Source organism: Agaribacter marinus, assembly GCF_030160655.1.
GTDB classification, from domain to species: Bacteria; Pseudomonadota; Gammaproteobacteria; order Enterobacterales; family Alteromonadaceae; genus Glaciecola; species Glaciecola marina.
The window spans coordinates 1-17,049 of record NZ_BSOT01000016.1 but is presented as its reverse complement, the minus strand read 5'-3'; the positions used below and the strand labels follow the sequence as shown (position 1 = coordinate 17,049).

The 17,049-nt window shown below is 42.8% G+C and carries 15 protein-coding genes; 5 read left to right on the top strand and 10 right to left on the bottom strand.

Annotation, left to right across the window (positions count from 1 at the left end; genetic code table 11):
- The first annotated feature begins 465 nt into the window (after positions 1-465).
- The gene (locus QQK00_RS18795; protein WP_284219233.1) at positions 466-1,002 is read left to right on the top strand and encodes a gamma carbonic anhydrase family protein; all 537 of its coding nucleotides are present in this window, start codon (positions 466-468) and stop codon (positions 1,000-1,002) included.
- Between the two features lie 33 nt (positions 1,003-1,035).
- On the opposite strand, the gene aroE is transcribed toward QQK00_RS18795, so the two are convergent.
- The 8 genes from aroE to QQK00_RS18755 form a co-directional block, all read right to left on the bottom strand.
- A complete protein-coding gene (gene aroE, locus QQK00_RS18790) occupies positions 1,036-1,845 on the bottom strand; it encodes a shikimate dehydrogenase (RefSeq protein ID WP_284219232.1) in 810 nt (269 codons plus the stop codon).
- 128 nt (positions 1,846-1,973) lie between these two features.
- Positions 1,974-2,660: an OmpW/AlkL family protein gene (locus QQK00_RS18785; protein ID WP_284219231.1), complete on the bottom strand. Its 687-nt coding sequence runs from the start codon at positions 2,658-2,660 to the stop codon at positions 1,974-1,976.
- Between the two features lie 142 nt (positions 2,661-2,802).
- Entirely contained in the window at positions 2,803-3,723 is a 921-nt protein-coding gene (gene hemF, locus QQK00_RS18780) for an oxygen-dependent coproporphyrinogen oxidase (RefSeq protein ID WP_284219230.1), read from the bottom strand.
- Positions 3,723-4,274 carry an L-threonylcarbamoyladenylate synthase type 1 TsaC gene (gene tsaC, locus QQK00_RS18775; protein WP_284219229.1) on the bottom strand — a complete coding sequence of 184 codons (552 nt, stop codon included), beginning with the start codon at positions 4,272-4,274 and terminating at the stop codon, positions 3,723-3,725. Before tsaC ends, hemF begins: the two co-directional genes overlap by 1 nt.
- 1 nt (position 4,275) lies before the next feature.
- A complete protein-coding gene (locus QQK00_RS18770) occupies positions 4,276-4,836 on the bottom strand; it encodes a DNA topoisomerase family protein (protein WP_284219228.1) in 561 nt (186 codons plus the stop codon).
- A 64-nt stretch (positions 4,837-4,900) separates the two neighbouring features.
- Complete coding sequence (locus QQK00_RS18765) at positions 4,901-5,377, bottom strand: DUF494 family protein (RefSeq protein WP_284219227.1); 477 nt, start codon at positions 5,375-5,377, stop codon at positions 4,901-4,903.
- Between the two features lie 2 nt (positions 5,378-5,379).
- Positions 5,380-6,501 (bottom strand): DNA-processing protein DprA, encoded by a 1,122-nt coding sequence (dprA, locus tag QQK00_RS18760; protein ID WP_284219226.1) that lies wholly within the window; start codon positions 6,499-6,501, stop codon positions 5,380-5,382.
- A gap of 26 nt (positions 6,502-6,527) precedes the next feature.
- Positions 6,528-7,610, bottom strand: a complete 1,083-nt coding sequence (locus tag QQK00_RS18755; RefSeq protein ID WP_284219225.1) for a LysM peptidoglycan-binding domain-containing protein — start codon at positions 7,608-7,610, stop codon at positions 6,528-6,530.
- Positions 7,611-7,832: 222 nt separating this feature from the next.
- Between QQK00_RS18755 and def the strand changes: the two genes are divergently transcribed.
- From def to trkA, 4 genes are read left to right on the top strand one after another with little or no spacing between them, the layout of a single operon-like run.
- The gene (gene def / locus QQK00_RS18750; protein ID WP_284219224.1) at positions 7,833-8,345 is read left to right on the top strand and encodes a peptide deformylase; all 513 of its coding nucleotides are present in this window, start codon (positions 7,833-7,835) and stop codon (positions 8,343-8,345) included.
- 8 nt (positions 8,346-8,353) lie between these two features.
- Positions 8,354-9,289, top strand: coding sequence for a methionyl-tRNA formyltransferase (gene fmt, locus QQK00_RS18745; protein ID WP_431307764.1), 936 nt, complete (start codon positions 8,354-8,356; stop codon positions 9,287-9,289).
- A complete protein-coding gene (gene rsmB, locus QQK00_RS18740) occupies positions 9,286-10,632 on the top strand; it encodes a 16S rRNA (cytosine(967)-C(5))-methyltransferase RsmB (protein ID WP_284219223.1) in 1,347 nt (448 codons plus the stop codon). Before fmt ends, rsmB begins: the two co-directional genes overlap by 4 nt.
- Positions 10,633-10,652: 20 nt before the next feature.
- Entirely contained in the window at positions 10,653-12,032 is a 1,380-nt protein-coding gene (trkA, locus tag QQK00_RS18735) for a Trk system potassium transporter TrkA (protein ID WP_284219222.1), read from the top strand.
- A gap of 114 nt (positions 12,033-12,146) precedes the next feature.
- On the opposite strand, the gene QQK00_RS18730 is transcribed toward trkA, so the two are convergent.
- A complete protein-coding gene (locus QQK00_RS18730; RefSeq protein ID WP_284219221.1) occupies positions 12,147-12,860 on the bottom strand; it encodes an MORN repeat-containing protein in 714 nt (237 codons plus the stop codon).
- Positions 12,861-13,011: 151 nt separating this feature from the next.
- Positions 13,012-17,049 (bottom strand): LysM peptidoglycan-binding domain-containing protein (locus QQK00_RS18725; protein ID WP_284219220.1); only part of this gene is annotated, 4,038 nt, incomplete at its 5' end.

Sequence of the window (17,049 nt, the reverse complement as noted above, 5' to 3'; positions counted from 1 at the left end):
CAGCGTTCAATCTGAGCCATGATCAAACTCTTCAATTAAAATCGAATTACAAATAAACTTTTTGTTAGAACACTCATTACGAGTGCCCACACAGATTGTCTTGCTAAATTGTTAAAGAACGTCGCTTGTGATGTACCTTGTAGGCCTTGTCTCAAGCGGGGTGCGAATAATACGCCTCCTAAAGTTTTTGTCAAGGTTTTTATTAAAAAATCTTCAAACTATTTCTTAATTACTTACCGTATTTAATCACACACTATCTGGCAACAAATACACTGACAAACACACTGTCTGAAGCATTATCCCCTGACAGCGGAGGCGCATTCTACAGACTAACTTGATATGTGCAACCGTTTTCTGTAAAAAAACTGCAATATTTTATTCGCAGTTTGAAAAACACACATATTGGTTTCTTAGCGTACAGATATGTGAAAATAATTAACTTTTATTAACCGGACAAATAACAAAATGACAGTAAGAGCATATAAAGGCATCACACCAAATATTGGCAAATCTGCATATATTGATGAAAGCGCAGTAATCGTTGGTGATGTAAGTATTGGTGAAAACGCAAGCGTTTGGCCATTGGTTGCTGCCAGAGGAGATGTAAACCATATTACTATTGGTGCAAGAACAAACATACAAGACGGAACCGTATTACATGTCACTAGAAAATCGTCAAAAGTACCAAAGGGCTTCCCGTTACAAATTGGAAACGATGTCACCATCGGCCACAAATGTATGCTGCACGGTTGTATTTTAGGTAACAGAATACTTGTCGGTATGGGCGCAATAATAATGGATGGTGTGGTAGTGCCAGATGATGTATTCATTGGTGCCGGCGCACTAATACCGCCAAACAAAGTACTAGAAAGTGGATTCCTTTATGTGGGCAATCCAGCGGTTAGAAAAAGAGCCTTATCATCTGCTGAAATCGATTTTTTGAAACAGTCCGCCGATAACTATATCTCACTAAAAGATGAATACTTAGCGCAAGAAACCTAACTGCGCTAAATAAATTCGCAGGCAAGCAATACTTTACAATGCGCTTCTTAGTAAGCGCAACACGGGCTCTACATCAGGGCGCTTATCAAACCAATAATAGAAACTCTCTGCGGCTTGACCAACTAACATACCCAAACCATCAATGCATAAGCACCCTAGTGATTCGGCATGTGTCATGAAAACTGTGGGTTTGTTTAGATACACCATGTCATAACACACGGGTGAATTAGCATATATACTGTCTGGAAGCGCTGGAAGCTTAGCACTTAAGCTCAATGTAGTGGCGTTAATAATTAAATCGTATTTACTGACACCATCATACAAGCTGAGCTTTTCTGCACAATACGACTCAGCGTATTCTACCAAGTCCTTCGCCCTGTTTTCGGTCCGATTATATATTTGGACAGCACCGACGTCGGCGTCGATTAATGCGGGTAATGCCCCTTTTGCAGCCCCTCCTGCACCAATCAGCAAGACTCGAGCATCCTTAAGAATAACGCCGTTTCGGCGTAGATCTTGTACTAAACCGATGCCATCTGTATTTTCGCCGATTACTTTCCCATCCTTTTTAATAAAGGTATTTACGGCGCCAGCACGCTTGGCTTGCAAACTCAACTCGTCAACAAAACTAAAGGCCTGTTCTTTGAAGGGCACAGTAATGTTTGCGCCGACTACCTGCGCTGCACTCAAAAATTCTGATGCACTATTTAAAAAGTCTTTGATTTCTGGCGACTGTTTTACATACTCAAAATCAACGTCGCATTGTTTTGCAAACGTTTCATGTATAAAAGGAGATTTGCTTTGTTCTACCGGATTACCAAATACGCACGCTTTATATTGCATCAATAATTACCACTTAAAATCTTTCAACTAACACTACTTTGTGCCCAGTGTAATTTATTTTTATCGATAAGAAAGCCTGACGTAGGTCGATTGACTCATAATCAGGCTAAAACAGCATGCTTTTACCCTTAAAATTTATATGCTATCGACAGTGTATAAACATAAGGGTCAATATCTACACTTACTTCACCCGATGCATTATTTGCGGCCAAGGCTTCGTTGTTTAAAGTAAAACTAGCATCTGTACTTATATCAATATAACGAATTGATGCATTTACCAACCAATGCGTATCGACAACATAATCAACACCTGCCTGCACTGAATAGCCTAAAGAGGCGTCTAAATCCAAGTCACTAAAGCCTAAGCCCTCATTAACGTCTGTAAATTCTTCATCAAAGAATATTGTGTAATTGATGCCGATGCCAAGATACGGCTGAAACGCAGCACCGCTATCTGCAAAGAAATAATTGACTGATAAGGTCGGTGGTAAGTGCGTGGTCTCACCTAAGGTCGTTAACCCAAGCTGATTTTCGTTAACTTGGATATCATGAGTAAAGGGAGTAGCCGCTAACAATTCAATGTTAATATTATCCGTTAGAAAATACGCAAGGTTAATACCCATTTGAGTATTGCTGTCGACACTAAGACCGAAACCTAAATCAGCACCGCCAAGGGTAATATTTGAACTAGATTCGTCAGGCGACACTGTTGTTAAACCAACGCGCAATAGCATGTCGCCTTTTTCGTAGGCACTTGCATTCGTTGACATAACAAGCGCGTTCACCAACGCAATTGATATCATTGTTTTTTTCATCTTTTTACACTCCATAATTGACTGCCCTGCATGATACAGTCGAAGAGAATGCAAACGTTGATCTAGATTAATATCCTAAAAAACACTAAGAATCAGTGAGTTAACTTTGATCCAAATCAAAGCAGCGATGAACTAGCGCCGATTAAACCCAGTCTACCGGCTGTAAATACTGGTATAACTCAGCTTCAGGGGTTCCCGGTGGAGGTGTGTAGTTGTATTCCCACCGTGCCATAGGTGGCATTGACATCAATATTGATTCTGTTCGGCCACCTGACTGCAAACCAAACAATGTACCTCTATCATAAACAAGATTAAACTCAACATAACGACCACGACGATATAACTGAAAATCTCGTTCACGCTGGGTAAAAGCCGTATCTTTCCGTCTTTCCATAATGGGTTCATAGGCATCAACGTAACCGTTTCCAACTGCTTGCATAAACTCAAATGACTTATCGAAGCCCCATTGATTTAAATCATCAAAAAACAAGCCGCCAAGTCCTCGTGTTTCATCTCGATGTTTAAGATAAAAGTATTTGTCACACCACGCTTTGTATTCCGAGTAAACATTGTCACCAAAAGGGTCGCAAAGATTTTTGGCCACCTGATGCCAATGTTTAGCGTCTTCTTCAAATACGTATGTAGGGGTTAAATCAAACCCTCCTCCAAACCACCATATACTCGGTTCGCCAGCTTTTTCTGCAATGAAGAAGCGAACGTTAGCATGTGACGTAGGAACATAGGGGTTATTTGGATGAATAACTAAGGAAACGCCCATTGCTTGAAATTTACGCCCTTCAAGCTCAGGCCTTGCAGCAGTCGCTGATTTTGGCATTTTGTCACCAAAGACATGCGAAAAATTCACCCCTCCTTGTTCAATTACGCTACCTTTACTCAACACACGAGAACGACCGCCACCGCCCTCCTCTCGTTGCCAACTATCTTCAACGAATTCGCCATGGCCATCTGCATGAGACAGTGTTTGGCAAATATTGTCTTGTAATGAAAGAAGGTATTTTTTAACTGATTGAATTTGTATGTCAGTAATAATTGTGTGAGGCATTAACGTAATGTTTCCAAAGTAAGCGCATTAATAATTGTACTTGGTTTTGATTGTGACCCCAAATTGCCATCAATGATTACCGCTGCTTGCCCAAAGTATTGTTGGACTTCTTCGATGCTTTTCGCTGGCGGTTTTCCCGCATGATTTGCGCTGGTAGAAATTAGAGGGCTGTCGACCGATAAGCACATTTTACATACTAACGCATGCTGTGTTACTCGCACAGCAACTAAATCTGATTCTCCACTCACCCACGAAGGCGTATGTTTAGTTTTGGGCACCAAATAGGTATAAGGACCTGGCCAATGCGCTTGCATTTGTTTTTTAGCGTCATCAGACAATGCGGATAGGTCAACAAACGGCGCAATTTGTTCAATATTCGCCGCAATAAGAATGACGCCTTTTTCTGCCGGCCGTTGTTTAAGAGACAAAATATGATCCATGGCTTTTTCATTTTTTGGATCACAACCTAGGCCATATACCGCCTCTGTGGGATAAGCGAAAACGTTGCCATCAGCAAACTGTTGGCGAAATACAATAGGATCGAAGGGCATATCAAGATTCTTGTTCGTGTTTACAACTACTTACGCTGCAGCGTAGTATATTTTTTTTCGCAAGTTTTAACATTGTGTGTGAATCACAACGCTCGCACTTTACATCCACCGGCTCGTCATTTGCAATGAACTTACATTTTGGGTAGTTATTACAAGCATAAAAAAACTTGCCAAAGCGATTTTGTTTTTTGTGTAAGTTACCGTCTTTGCACTCAGGACAAGCCACTGATTCGTTAGTACCCGCTTTAGCGGCTTGTTTGTCGTTTGAAATAAAATGACATTCTGGAAAATTGGTACAACCGATAAACATACCAAATCGGCCTTTTTTTACCGCTAATTGTGCATTACATTCTGGACAGACACTGTCTTCAATGATTTTTAACTGGGTAACATCTGCATCAGAAACGGCTTTTGTGTATGAACACTCAGGGTAATTTTCACACCCTAAAAAACTTGATTTACCCTTGTACTTTATAACTAAGCTATTATCACACTCAGGACAATCACCATACGCCGTTTGAACGACGCTAGCGGAAAAAAGCTCAGTATTTATTTTCGACATTAGCGCCTAATATTAATCTACAAAATCGTATGAGCCAAATAACGCTAAACAGAAACCTAAGCGTTTAGTGTAGTAATCCGTCTGGCATTTCAAATAGTAATTCTTCCATTTGCTCATATGCAGATTCTTTGCCCGGCACATTAAACAAGACCATCAATACCACCCACTTTAAGTCAATGACACAAAATTCTTGTGAATCAATTTCCATTACGCGGTCAATAACCATTTCGCGTGTAGATGAATCGAGTACGTTAATACGCTCCAAAAACACTAAGAAGCCTCGGCTTTGAATATCTAATTTAAGCTGCTCTTTGTAAGTGTAAATACGAGTAGAAGGAACACCACTCAAGCCTGTTAAATATGGATTGTTTGATGTTTTTTGTAACTCAGATAACTTCTCAAGCCAGGTGAGTGCCTTATATATTTCGTCGTGATGAAACCCAGCACGAATTAGCTCATCGGTTAATTCATCGTGATCGGTTTGAATGTCAGACTGGTCGTATACAAGGTTCTCAAAAAGATACATGAGGATATCGAACATATTTAGCCCCTCAGTTTGACGTAGCCCTCCGCTGTTGAAGAGACTAAGCCACGCAACTCATATTCTAATAATTGTGTCAGCACATCGACAACCGACATGCCGCTGCGTTTAGCGATAACATCAACTGACGTTCCACTGGTATCTACACTATCTAACAATGGATCGCTTGCCAAGGGTTTATCGCTAATTTTTGGCGAATTCAGGAAATTTTCTTGATAGTTATTAAATGAAGGCACTGAATCGACTATATCTTTGCCTGAAACGATAGGTATCGCGCCATCTTTTAGTAAATGTAACGCTAACTCCTTATTGGGATTGAATATGCTTGCAGGCACAACGAGTACTTCTTTGTTTTGTTCAATCGCATACTTAACCGTGACCATGGTACCGCTTTTAACACGACCTTCTGAAATGAGTACAGCTTCAGATAGCGCGCTGATCAGTCGATTTCGTCTTGGAAAGTTAAAAGCTTGCGGTTGTACACCAGGAAAAAACTCACTCAAAACCAACCCTTCGCGAATAATATCTTGCTGTAGTTGCTGATGTCGCTTGGGATAAACGACATCAATACCGCAACCCAATACTGCCACTGTCGGTATGTTGTTGGCGATACTGGCGCGATGACAAATTGCATCCACGCCAAGCGCCATGCCTGATATCGTTGCAAATGCGTGCTGCCCGGCAAATGCAGGTAAAATTTCTTCAAATACGTCATAGGCATACTGTGATGGCGACCGAGTGCCCACAATTGCAAGCATTTGATGTGTTAACAAATCAATATTACCCTGCGCAAACATGACAATTGGTGGGCAACTTGTGTTTGTCAAATGTTCAGGATAGTCGGCATGCCCAACATGCAAAATGTATTTATTGTGACCACGTTGTTGCCATTCAATTGCCTTAGTCAGGCGTTTTTCTGTTGTACTACATTTGCCTTTTAACGCTGCAATCTGTGAAATTTGCCAGCCCAACTTGAGTAATAATTGGTGCTGTGCTTTGTGAAGAGATGCTAAAGGTAAATCTAGCGCTGTCGCTGTTTTGCTTAAGCGTTTGTAGCCCATTTTGGGAATAGATGCTAATCGCAACCACGTGTGAACTTCCGCTTTTTGTTGGCATTCAATCATATGTCCGTCCTTGGATGAAAATAGTGTTAGGGTTTGGCGATAATTTCTCCGCCAGTCAAATATGTTTCGGCTTTTGTGACTAATGCGTAGCTACCCATCTCAAATGTCTGGAATACCACCAACTCACCCACTTTATAAGCCGGTTGTTTTATATCTTCCCCCAAACTCAAAAGCGTGAATATACTCGCTCGGTCAAGAGAATAACTTGGCTCCTCTTTGTATTCGATTTCAGAACCAATATCATAAATTCCAAAAACCGTACCGGGTTTTACTTTGCGCTTGCCCAAATTAATGATGACGATGTCATTTTTACCGATTAAATTTCTGCCATTTGCGTTTTCTACCAATTCGCCTTTTTGACGTTTAGCAGCGCGCAACACTAAATCTTTATACGACGTTTTCTTTTGCGGATATACTCGGTCGCCTTGACGTGCTTCTGACAAACTATCGTTGATCTCAACAATAAAATGGTTGTTGTCTGTATGTTCTCTTATTTTTGCAGAGCTAATTAAATCCACCTGCAAGCCAAGTGACATGCCATTGCTGTCTTTTACCTCTCGCGCTTTACGAATGATATTAAACGCCGATGCACTGTCATTCACATCACGTGTAAGGATAAAATCGTCATTAGTAAATCTAGGCGTACCTGTTCTGTCACCTAGTAGGGGCGGTAAACCGTGGTAATCCTCTTCAGGCATCAACATGTCGCCGTTAATAAAAGGGGCAATGAGCGACCACGGTAACACGTCGATCGGTAAGCGTTTTTTACGTATGGTTTTTTCTGGCGTTAATACAATAGCGCCTTTTTCACGGCTAATTTCTAGTACAGGTTTGCCGTCTTCGTAGCGCAGCGTGAGTTCGTCACCGGGGTATATTAAATGCGGATTTTCGATTTGTGTATTGGTACGCCAAAGCTCTGGCCATAACCAAGGTTTAGATAAAAATAAATTTGAGATGTCCCATAAGGTATCACCCTTTTTAACCACATAGGTTTGCGGCGCGTCTTGCTTAATTTCGATAAGATCTGCAAATACTGAAAAAGACGCACTTATGGCTAGCGTTGCCATTATTATGAAACGTAACAAATATCGTCGAAAATCTACCTTCATATGCGTGCCTTAATCCTAGTCTTGCTCAAATTTGATTTATCTATCTACAGACTGTTGTATAATTGGTTATCGGTTTAAATTCCGTTAAGTTAACCCTTATTACAGGTTAAACATTGATAGTGACACCTGAACACGCATCATATCCTGCTAGAAATAGCTGAAAGATACATATTCTGCTTGATGCGTATAAATTTTTATACTGACTAAAAGGGCGGTTTTAGCATGGCAGTTTTAGAAGTTCTTACATTTCCAGACGAGCGACTTCGCACAGTTGCAAGCGCTGTAGAAGACATAAATGAGGACATTAAGCAATTAGTCGACGATATGTTCGACACAATGAAAGACGAAAAAGGCATTGGTTTAGCTGCAACGCAAGTGAATGTGCACAAACGCGTAGTAGTAATGGATGTATCTGAAGAACAAAATGAACCTAGGGTGTTTATTAATCCTGAAATTATTGAAAAAGAAGGTTCAAAAATCAGCGAAGAAGGGTGTTTGTCGGTACCAGGCAATTATGCAAAAGTTGACCGGGCGGAAAAAGTCAAAGTAAGAGCCTTAGACAAAAACGGGGACGCCTTTGAATTAGAAGCCGAAGGGTTATTTGCAGTATGCATACAACACGAACTTGATCACCTAGAAGGCAAGTTATTTGTCGACTATTTATCGCCATTAAAACGTCAACGCATCCGCAAAAAGCTAGAAAAAGAAGCCCGTTTAATGAACAAAGCATCATAGGAATATTTTTGAGAATTATATTTGCAGGCACCCCAGATTTTGCCGCAGCACATCTACAAGCCATATTAGATAGCGAACATGAGGTAGTGGCCGTATACAGCCAACCCGATAGACCATCTGGTAGAGGCAAAAAACTTACTCCTAGTGCAGTAAAGTCTCTAGGACTCGCAAACAACTTACCAATCGAACAGCCTGTAAAGTTTAGCGACGAAGGCGCAGCAGAAACGCTCGCCGGCTATGAAGCCGACATAATGGTGGTCGTTGCGTACGGCTTACTGCTGCCTGAACACATATTGAGCATTCCGAAATTAGGTTGTATTAATGTGCATGGGTCGATACTACCAAAATGGCGAGGCGCCGCACCCATTCAACGAGCGATTTGGGCGGGTGATAATGAAACGGGCGTCGCAATAATGCAAATGGATAAAGGTTTAGACACAGGCGATGTTTTGCATATTGCACGGCTACCTATCGACGCTGAAGATACAAGTGCAAGCTTATACAACAAACTTGCCGAACTTGGCCCTAAGGCATTGGTTAAGACACTTAGCGATTTTGCTAATTACACACCACAAACACAAGACGACGCACAAGCGACTTACGCGAAAAAACTCAGTAAGGCAGAAGCAAAATGCAACTGGCAGTTAAGCGCTTTGCAATTAGCGCGTAATGTTCGTGCATTCAACCCTTGGCCTGTAGTGTGGTTTGAGAAAGATACACAAGCCATAAAAATCTGGCGTGCAGACGTTGTAGAAACAACGAACTCACCTAAAAAGGCAAATGGAGAAGTAATTGAATACGCCAAAAACGGCCTGATTGTGCAATGTGAAGAAGGCTGTTTAGTAATACATGAAATTCAGCTCCCCAATAAAAAACGCCAAAGCATTGCCGATGTCGTTAACGGCAAGCCGGATTTATTTGCTTGTGGCGAAATACTCTCTTGAAAACAAATAAACTTTTCGCTAAAAATCATAAAAACTCGCCATCACATAGAACAAATTTACGTGCAGATGCCGCATGGGCGCTTTTTGAAGTGTTAGAAAGTGGACGCTCAACGCGGGATATTATGCCCGCGCTGTTTGAGCGATATACCAAACCCCAAGATCGGGGCTGGTTGCAAGAAGCAACATACGGTTGCTTGCGTGAACTGCCAATACTGCAATTTTGGACACACACCCTATTAGATAAACCGCTAAAAGGGGATAAAAAAATAATCGAGCACCTAGTCATGCTTGGTTTGTTTCAAATACACTTTATGCGCACATTAGATCATGCAGCCGTGTCTGAAACAGTCAACGCCGCAAAAGCCCTGAATCAACCTCGATTTTCAGGCTTGGTAAACGCGATACTGCGCAATTTCACACGCAATAATGTTGCCGATTTACCCTTCCCTCAACCACACATTGAATACGGACTACCCAAGTGGTTACATAAGCAACTGCAACAAGATTACCCTGAGCAATGGCAAAATATTGCTAAACAATCCAATAAAAAGGCACCGCTCTGGTTGCGTATAAATAAACAAAAAATATCCGTAGACGAATACTCAAAACATCTAGACCAAGCAGGCATTGAACACGAATGTCATGGCATAGGCGCCGTTAAGCTAATCTCGCAAACCAGTGTGCCCAAATTACCCGGTTATGATGACGGTTGGTTTAATGTCCAAGATTATGCTGCGCAGCAATGCATGAATTTATTGCCCATTGATGCGGGCGATACAGTCTTAGATTGTTGTGCAGCACCGGGTGGAAAGACCCTGGCACTAATAGACGTAAACCCAGCACTTGCGTCCTTATATGCGATAGATAACGTTGCCTCTCGCTTAGACACCTTAAGAGAAAACATTACACGTGCACATTTGAGCAATGAACAGAAAATAGTCGTTCTTCACGCAGATGCCGCCGCACTAAGCACTCACGACAAGCTACCAATGTTCGATAAAATATTGTTAGATGCACCATGCTCGGCAAGTGGTATCATCCGTCGGCACCCTGACATTAAATGGCTACGGAAGCGCGCAGACATTGACGTATTGGTAGCGTTACAATCACAAATTCTTGACGAAGTTTGGGCAAAACTCAAAACCGGCGGCACGCTACTCTATGCCACTTGCTCTATTTTACCCGCAGAAAATAGTAAGCAAATTCAAACGTTTTTAGATAGGCATGACGACGCAACACTCGTGCCTATTGATGAAGATTCACCTCACGTCGGTTGGCAAATATTGCCCGGTGAACAAGAAATGGATGGTTTCTTTTACGCAAGATTGCTAAAGTCGAAATAGAATGAACAGAACACGCTAGTATGAAAATAATAATTATAGGTGCTGGACAAGTCGGCGGAACCCTTGCCGAAAACCTTGTAGGTGAGCAAAACGAGATAACTATCGTCGACTCAGACCTTCGCGTATTAGAAAGCTTGCAAAGCCGCTTGGATTTGCAAGTTATTTGCGGCATTGGCTCTCATCCGGACATTCTTAAAAAAGCCGGGGCGGAAGACGCAGACATGCTAATTGCGGTTACTAACAGCGACGAAAGCAACATGATGGCTTGCCAAGTAGCCTACAGCTTATTTAAAACACCGACCAAAATAGCCCGTGTTCGCTCTGAGCAATATATCATTTATCAAAACCAGCTATATAAACATCAAGACATTCCTGTTGACCATCTAATTGCGCCAGAGCAACTGGTCACCACGGCAATAAAACGCTTAATCGATTACCCCGGTGCATTGCAAGTTGTTGAATTTGCTGAAGGTAAGGCGAGTTTAGTTGCTGTAAAAGCATATTATGGCGGGCTGTTGGTAGGGCATGCTCTTTCTGCCTTAAAAGAACACATGCCAAATGTTGAAACCCGTGTTGCCGCCATTTACCGCCGCGGCCGCCCTATTCGCCCACTTAGCTCAACGGTAATCGAAGCAGACGATGAAGTATTCTTTATTGCGGATACCAAACATATTCGTGCGGTTATGAGCGAACTACAAAAACTGGAATCTAGCTATAAACGTATAATGATTGCCGGTGGCGGCTTAATTGGCGCAGGCTTGGCAAAAAGGCTTGAAGGCAAGCATAATGTAAAACTGATTGAATACAGTGCAGAGCGCGCAGAATACTTATCTACCGTACTTGACGAAACTATTGTATTTCAAGGCGACGCCTCGGACGCGAGTTTACTGCGTGAAGAAAGTGTTGAACAAGTCGACGCATTTATTGCCGTAACAAACGACGATGAAGCCAACATTATGTCAGCCATGTTAGCTAAGCGCATGGGCGCGCAAAAAGCCATGGTACTTATACAACGCAGCGCTTATGTAGACCTAGTGCAAGGCGGCGACATCGATATTGCATTTTCACCTCAACAAGCGACCATATCTGCATTGTTAACCCACGTAAGGCGTGGGGACATAGTAAATGTTCACTCACTACGCAGAGGCGCCGCAGAAGCCATTGAAGCAATTGCGCATGGCGACGAAAGCACATCGAAAGTAGTCGGCAAGCAAATTGATGATGTAAAACTACCGCCTGGCACAACCATAGGCGCGGTTGTGCGCAATGATGAAGTGATTATTGCTCACAGTGACACGATTATTAAAGCAAATGACCACGTGATTTTGTTCTTAGTAGACAAAAAATTTATACGTGATGTTGAGAAGTTGTTCCAGCCTAGTGCTTTGTTTTTTGGTTAAATAGTTAGAGCCCAAAAAATTCGTCACACATACCGTAGAAGGCATTGTAGTGTCTTAACTAGTATATTGCCAAAGCTATCGGTCGCTACTTAGAACAAGTTTACTACGACCCCATTATTTTAATTCATTTGTCCAATCATAATCAGGATACAACCTTTCTAATTCTGAGAGATCTGGCTTTGTATTTTTAAGGTTATCCCAAAACGCCTTATCGTCTTTTTTTGAGCAGTCGAGCTCACCCTTGGCAATACCTCTCCAGAACCTACCAGTGTGAAAGCACCCGACCCACTCCTTTGGTCGACCGCCACCGATGTAGTACCTTATTCCCTGGCCTTCCGCTCGGCCATTTTTCCATTCGCCAATGTATTTACTATCACCTTGGATAAACGCTATGGAATAACCTTCTCTATGGCCATCTTTGTATTCACCTATAGAAAACGAGTTGCTATCATTCCAGCGATACAAGCCATATCCCTCAGGTTTACCGTTTTCCCAGCTACCTATATAGATATCACTACCGTAATAGGTTCCTTTCCCAAAGCCATGTTTCTGGCCTATATCATTCCGCTCTCCAACATAACCTGTATACATATCAGTGGATGAAATGTCTTCAACCTTCACCCCGCCCCGATAAAAGATCTCATAGACCTTCCCTGAAGTCATTGTCACTTCGAAGCGACCATGCTCCTTGCCATCTACAAATTGACCAATGGTGGAAGCCTTACCCGCATAATCAGTTGATACTTCACCTTGGAGGTGACCGTTAACATATAGTCCTTTTCTAACTGTGCCGTTGTGGTAGGTAATAACACCCCGCCCAACTGGCAAACCATCACAGATATCGCCGCTGTACAGCCCTTTCTGGTACTCAAAATCGACAACCGACTGCCTTGTGTAGCAAGCTGCATCAACTAAATCAGTGCCCTGACATGCTGAAGTTACAACTAAAATGTAGATAGTAAAAACCAGTCGTTTCACATTAATACCTTCCTTCACGAATAAGCTTTTCAATCTGCAGTTGTACTTTTGTTTTACTGCCATGTGACGGAAGTTCATTGACAATAATAGGATTGCTTTGTGCCTGATTGAGATTAATACCATTAGACAACTGCTGTGCACCTGAAAAGAAATCGTCAATAGCAGTTTCAGGTCGAGGCGGACGGGCAAACACTCTGTCCAAGCCCTTTAGTCGTGACGGGGAACTTGCCAATGGCGACGCGGCACTTAATCCCAGTTCAGCTGTATTAAATAACAAATTAACACCATCATCACCAACTCCCAAAGGACTTAACACTTTGCTGTAAAGTAACTTCAATGGGTTATTTGTATCACTATTTTGCAACTGAAAATCAATATGATTACTTCCTAAAAATATCTCTTCAAGCTGCCCTAGACCATCGGTAACATTAGCAACACCATGAGTTAACAATGCACCTCTTATCGGTGCTGGGGTTAAGGCAGAGACCGGATTTGCACCTACGTAAAGCTGCGCAGCACCACTGGCAACAGTTGCAAATGCCAAGAATGTATCCCCAAATATCCTAGCATCATCACGGTTAAGTGCAACGGTATCAATCCGGTGAAGACCATCATAAAAGCGGTATTCCTCACCCTCTGCAACATAACCAATGAGTGTATTGCCCGTATCGGAAAACTCAGACAAGCCAATGAGACTATTCAGCGAATGACCGATATCTTCCGATGAAAACAGCTCAAGTGCATTATCTAAACCGTCATAGGTATTGATATATCGTCCAACGCGGGCGTCAAATTCTGCCCTATCCTCATTTTCGAACTGCCTTAGGTCATTCCTAACACTAATAAACCGCTCCCTGTCAAAATTATCATCAGGCACAACATCGACCAACCCTGGAACTCCATCAGTTTTACCAAACTTAGCTGCCGCTCTCAAAATAGCACCCTCGATTTCAAATCCTTCACGATAGAAACGGGAGTCGGTGACATCATATAAGACCTCAGCACCTCGAGCGGCTAACATTTCTTCTAATGGAATGTCAGTTAACTGTGCCCTTCTCTCCAACTCTTGAAGCTGTGCGGGAGAAAGGCCTCGCTTCCCTGCTTCAATTTCTCGATTTCTGTCGGCATTTTGAGCACCACGTACCAGACTGTTCCCCAGTGCATTGCCGAACGCATCCGTCGCAACATCAACAAAGTTCCATGAGCCTTCGTTAAAGAATCCTTTCTTAATTGCGTAGTTTATACCAGAACGCGCGATACCGCCAAGTGCATCACCAGCAAATCCATTTTCACTCAAGCCTTCAAATAAGTTTTCACCGCCAATTTCCAAAGCTGAGCCAATAAAAGCAGTGCCAGCGGATGCCGCTACATTCGCCCATCTGAACCCACTTGGCTTACCTACTAAAGTGTTCGAGTATGCGCCTGTAACTACGCTTGCTCCTGCGAGAGCGGCCTTACCATAATGGGTCAATTCCGTACCTTTAGTAGCCCAAGCACCGAACGTGCCTGCTCGCAATCCTGATCCGACACCAGCAGTTAAGCCTGCCGTTAAACCTGACGCAAATGCATCTTTTAAGGAATATCCATCCTGAACACCTAGAATATTTCCCGCAGCTTGTCCAGCCAAAGCACCTGTAAATCCTCCGATACTTGCAGCAACCGCACCATTGGCGCCTAATGTTCCAGCTAATGCGGCTGTCCCCGCTTTGAATGTTGCTCCAACAGATCCAGCAGTACCAAACGAAATAGCTCCGCCTGCTGCACTAGCGGCAGTGCCTGTCGCAGCAGTAGTAGTCGCAGTTGCTGTACCAGCAGCAGTTGTCGTGGTCGTGGTCGTAGCACCTGTAACACCTGATGCCGCACCTGCTGTATATACAGTCACAATGATAACGATTGCGATGATAATAATAGATGCCAATGCGTTACACCCTGCCTCTGGTGGAGGCGGAATATACGGCACATTTGGCGTTGTATCGCCGATGACTTCAGCCACGTTGTATGGCGTAAAGGTATCAAAGCGGTTGCTTGTATTGGCTTGTTCTGGGATGTTGATGCTTTGCCCAGCCGTTAGCTTGCCGTCTGCGCTTTGGGTCAAGCCATTAGCATCGGCTATCACATACCAAAGGTTAGCGTCGCCATAAAATTGGTTTGCTAATGTACGCAGGGTTTCGCCATCTCGAATTGTGTGACGTCTGCTGCTTGTCGCACTATTTGGGTTCACACTTTGTAAGTGCGCCGATTTCACATTAATGTCACCATTTTCTTTTAACTCGCCTAAGTATTGGCTGCCATTGAATAGGTAGTGACTTTTATTGTCTGCCGTAGGAGCAAAATCAATTTTTTCTGCAATGGTTTCAAGCGCTGCCGCAGACACCCACCGATCCAATATTGATAAAATACCTTGCTGTGTGCCTATCGGCATCTCAGGTGGGAAGCCGATAGACCTTGAATTCATGTAATTGTCTATATATCGCTCCGCCGTTGCTAGCGGCAGATTGAAAAGGTATTCGTCCGTTAGAGTGTTTCTTGCACTTTCAATTGCCTCCGCCAGCGCGAGCGGTGGGCGCACACCCTTATGGGTTTCACTTTGTTCGCCATGTTGTCGACGCACAAGTTTACCATCGGCGGTGTAGTCAAAATAACGAGCATGTATATCTGTACCGCCTAATTTTTTATTGTCGGTACCGAGTTTAGTTTCCTCTATCGCTATTCGATTGCCGTTAGCATCATAGAACGATTCTGTTTTGGCATGGCCAAAGTGCCCAGTACCACTCCCATCTACTAGTTTTTCTAGGTAACTGTCGCGCCCTTCGTAACTATATTTAAAACGTTGAGTATATGTATCAGGAAGATCATCATCGCCACTTAGTGCAGGTCGTTTGAGCTGATTGTAAAACATGCGCTCTGTGCGTCCTGCGTCGTCATAGAGGTATGTCGTCCTACTCATATGATTTTCTACTTGTTCAACATCTGCTTCAGTAATTACTGAATATTCACTTCCATTAATGCGCGCCACAGCGTCATCAGAGGAAATACTAAAATCACTTACAGCTTCGATTTTACCATCATCCGTATAATCAAACGTCTGTATGGTTCTCACTGAATTGGCTAACGTCACTTCACTTACAGTTTTTCTGCGTCCTGCTTTTGGATGGGTAAAGTTTTCTACATCTACTGTTTGGTCGGCAGCAAAATAATTTACCGTTCTTTCCACTTGTTGAAGTAAGTTGTAATCATGTTTAACTGATGAATACCAGTCTTGACTAGCAATACCACTAATATTGAGGTTGTTTCGATTGTCGTAAAAATTATATATGAGGTCGTCACTGTCATATGCTCGATGACTCTCAATTAGACTACCTTGCGCGTTGTAAGTCATGCGCTGAAGCGTTTTACCTAAATCGGTATACACACGCTCTGCGCGACCCATCACGTCATATTCAATATATTGGCTACCTTCCGTTAATTCGATTGCACTTCCATTTAATACTCCAGCATCTATTTTAACTCTGTTAGCTGCGTCATAAGTAAAGTAGTACTTTTCTGAAGTGGCGCCATTGTCAATAATTAGCTCGCCTTCAGTCGTTAAATCTTCTCCGTTGTCTTTTGCAAAGAATGTGAGTTTTAGTTTGTCGATAATACTTGCTAGCGCAGCAGCTTGCTCTTTTGTGCTAAATAAACGCCCTGTTTCTGGATCAAAGCTTAACCACGCCTCTAGACTACTTGGGATTGTGACTTCTGGCTCGTCTGCATCAGCAGTAGCCGACGACACAGCAAATGGCGACGCTAATGGATTAGGTGACGCCAATGTTGCAGAAGCTGCGCTAAACGGCGTTGCCAGCAACGCCTGTGAGCTTTGCGCTTGAGCGTCAGCGCTTTCATCGGTTACTTCAACTCTAATACCGTATTTTGCAACCTCACTTAGACCTTGGAAGTATTTGGTCACGTCAATGTCTATTGCCTTGCTCGACAATAATTCAATCGTCCCAACCGCAAGTTCACGTGGACCATCTACCACTAGTGTAAATTCACCTTGGGT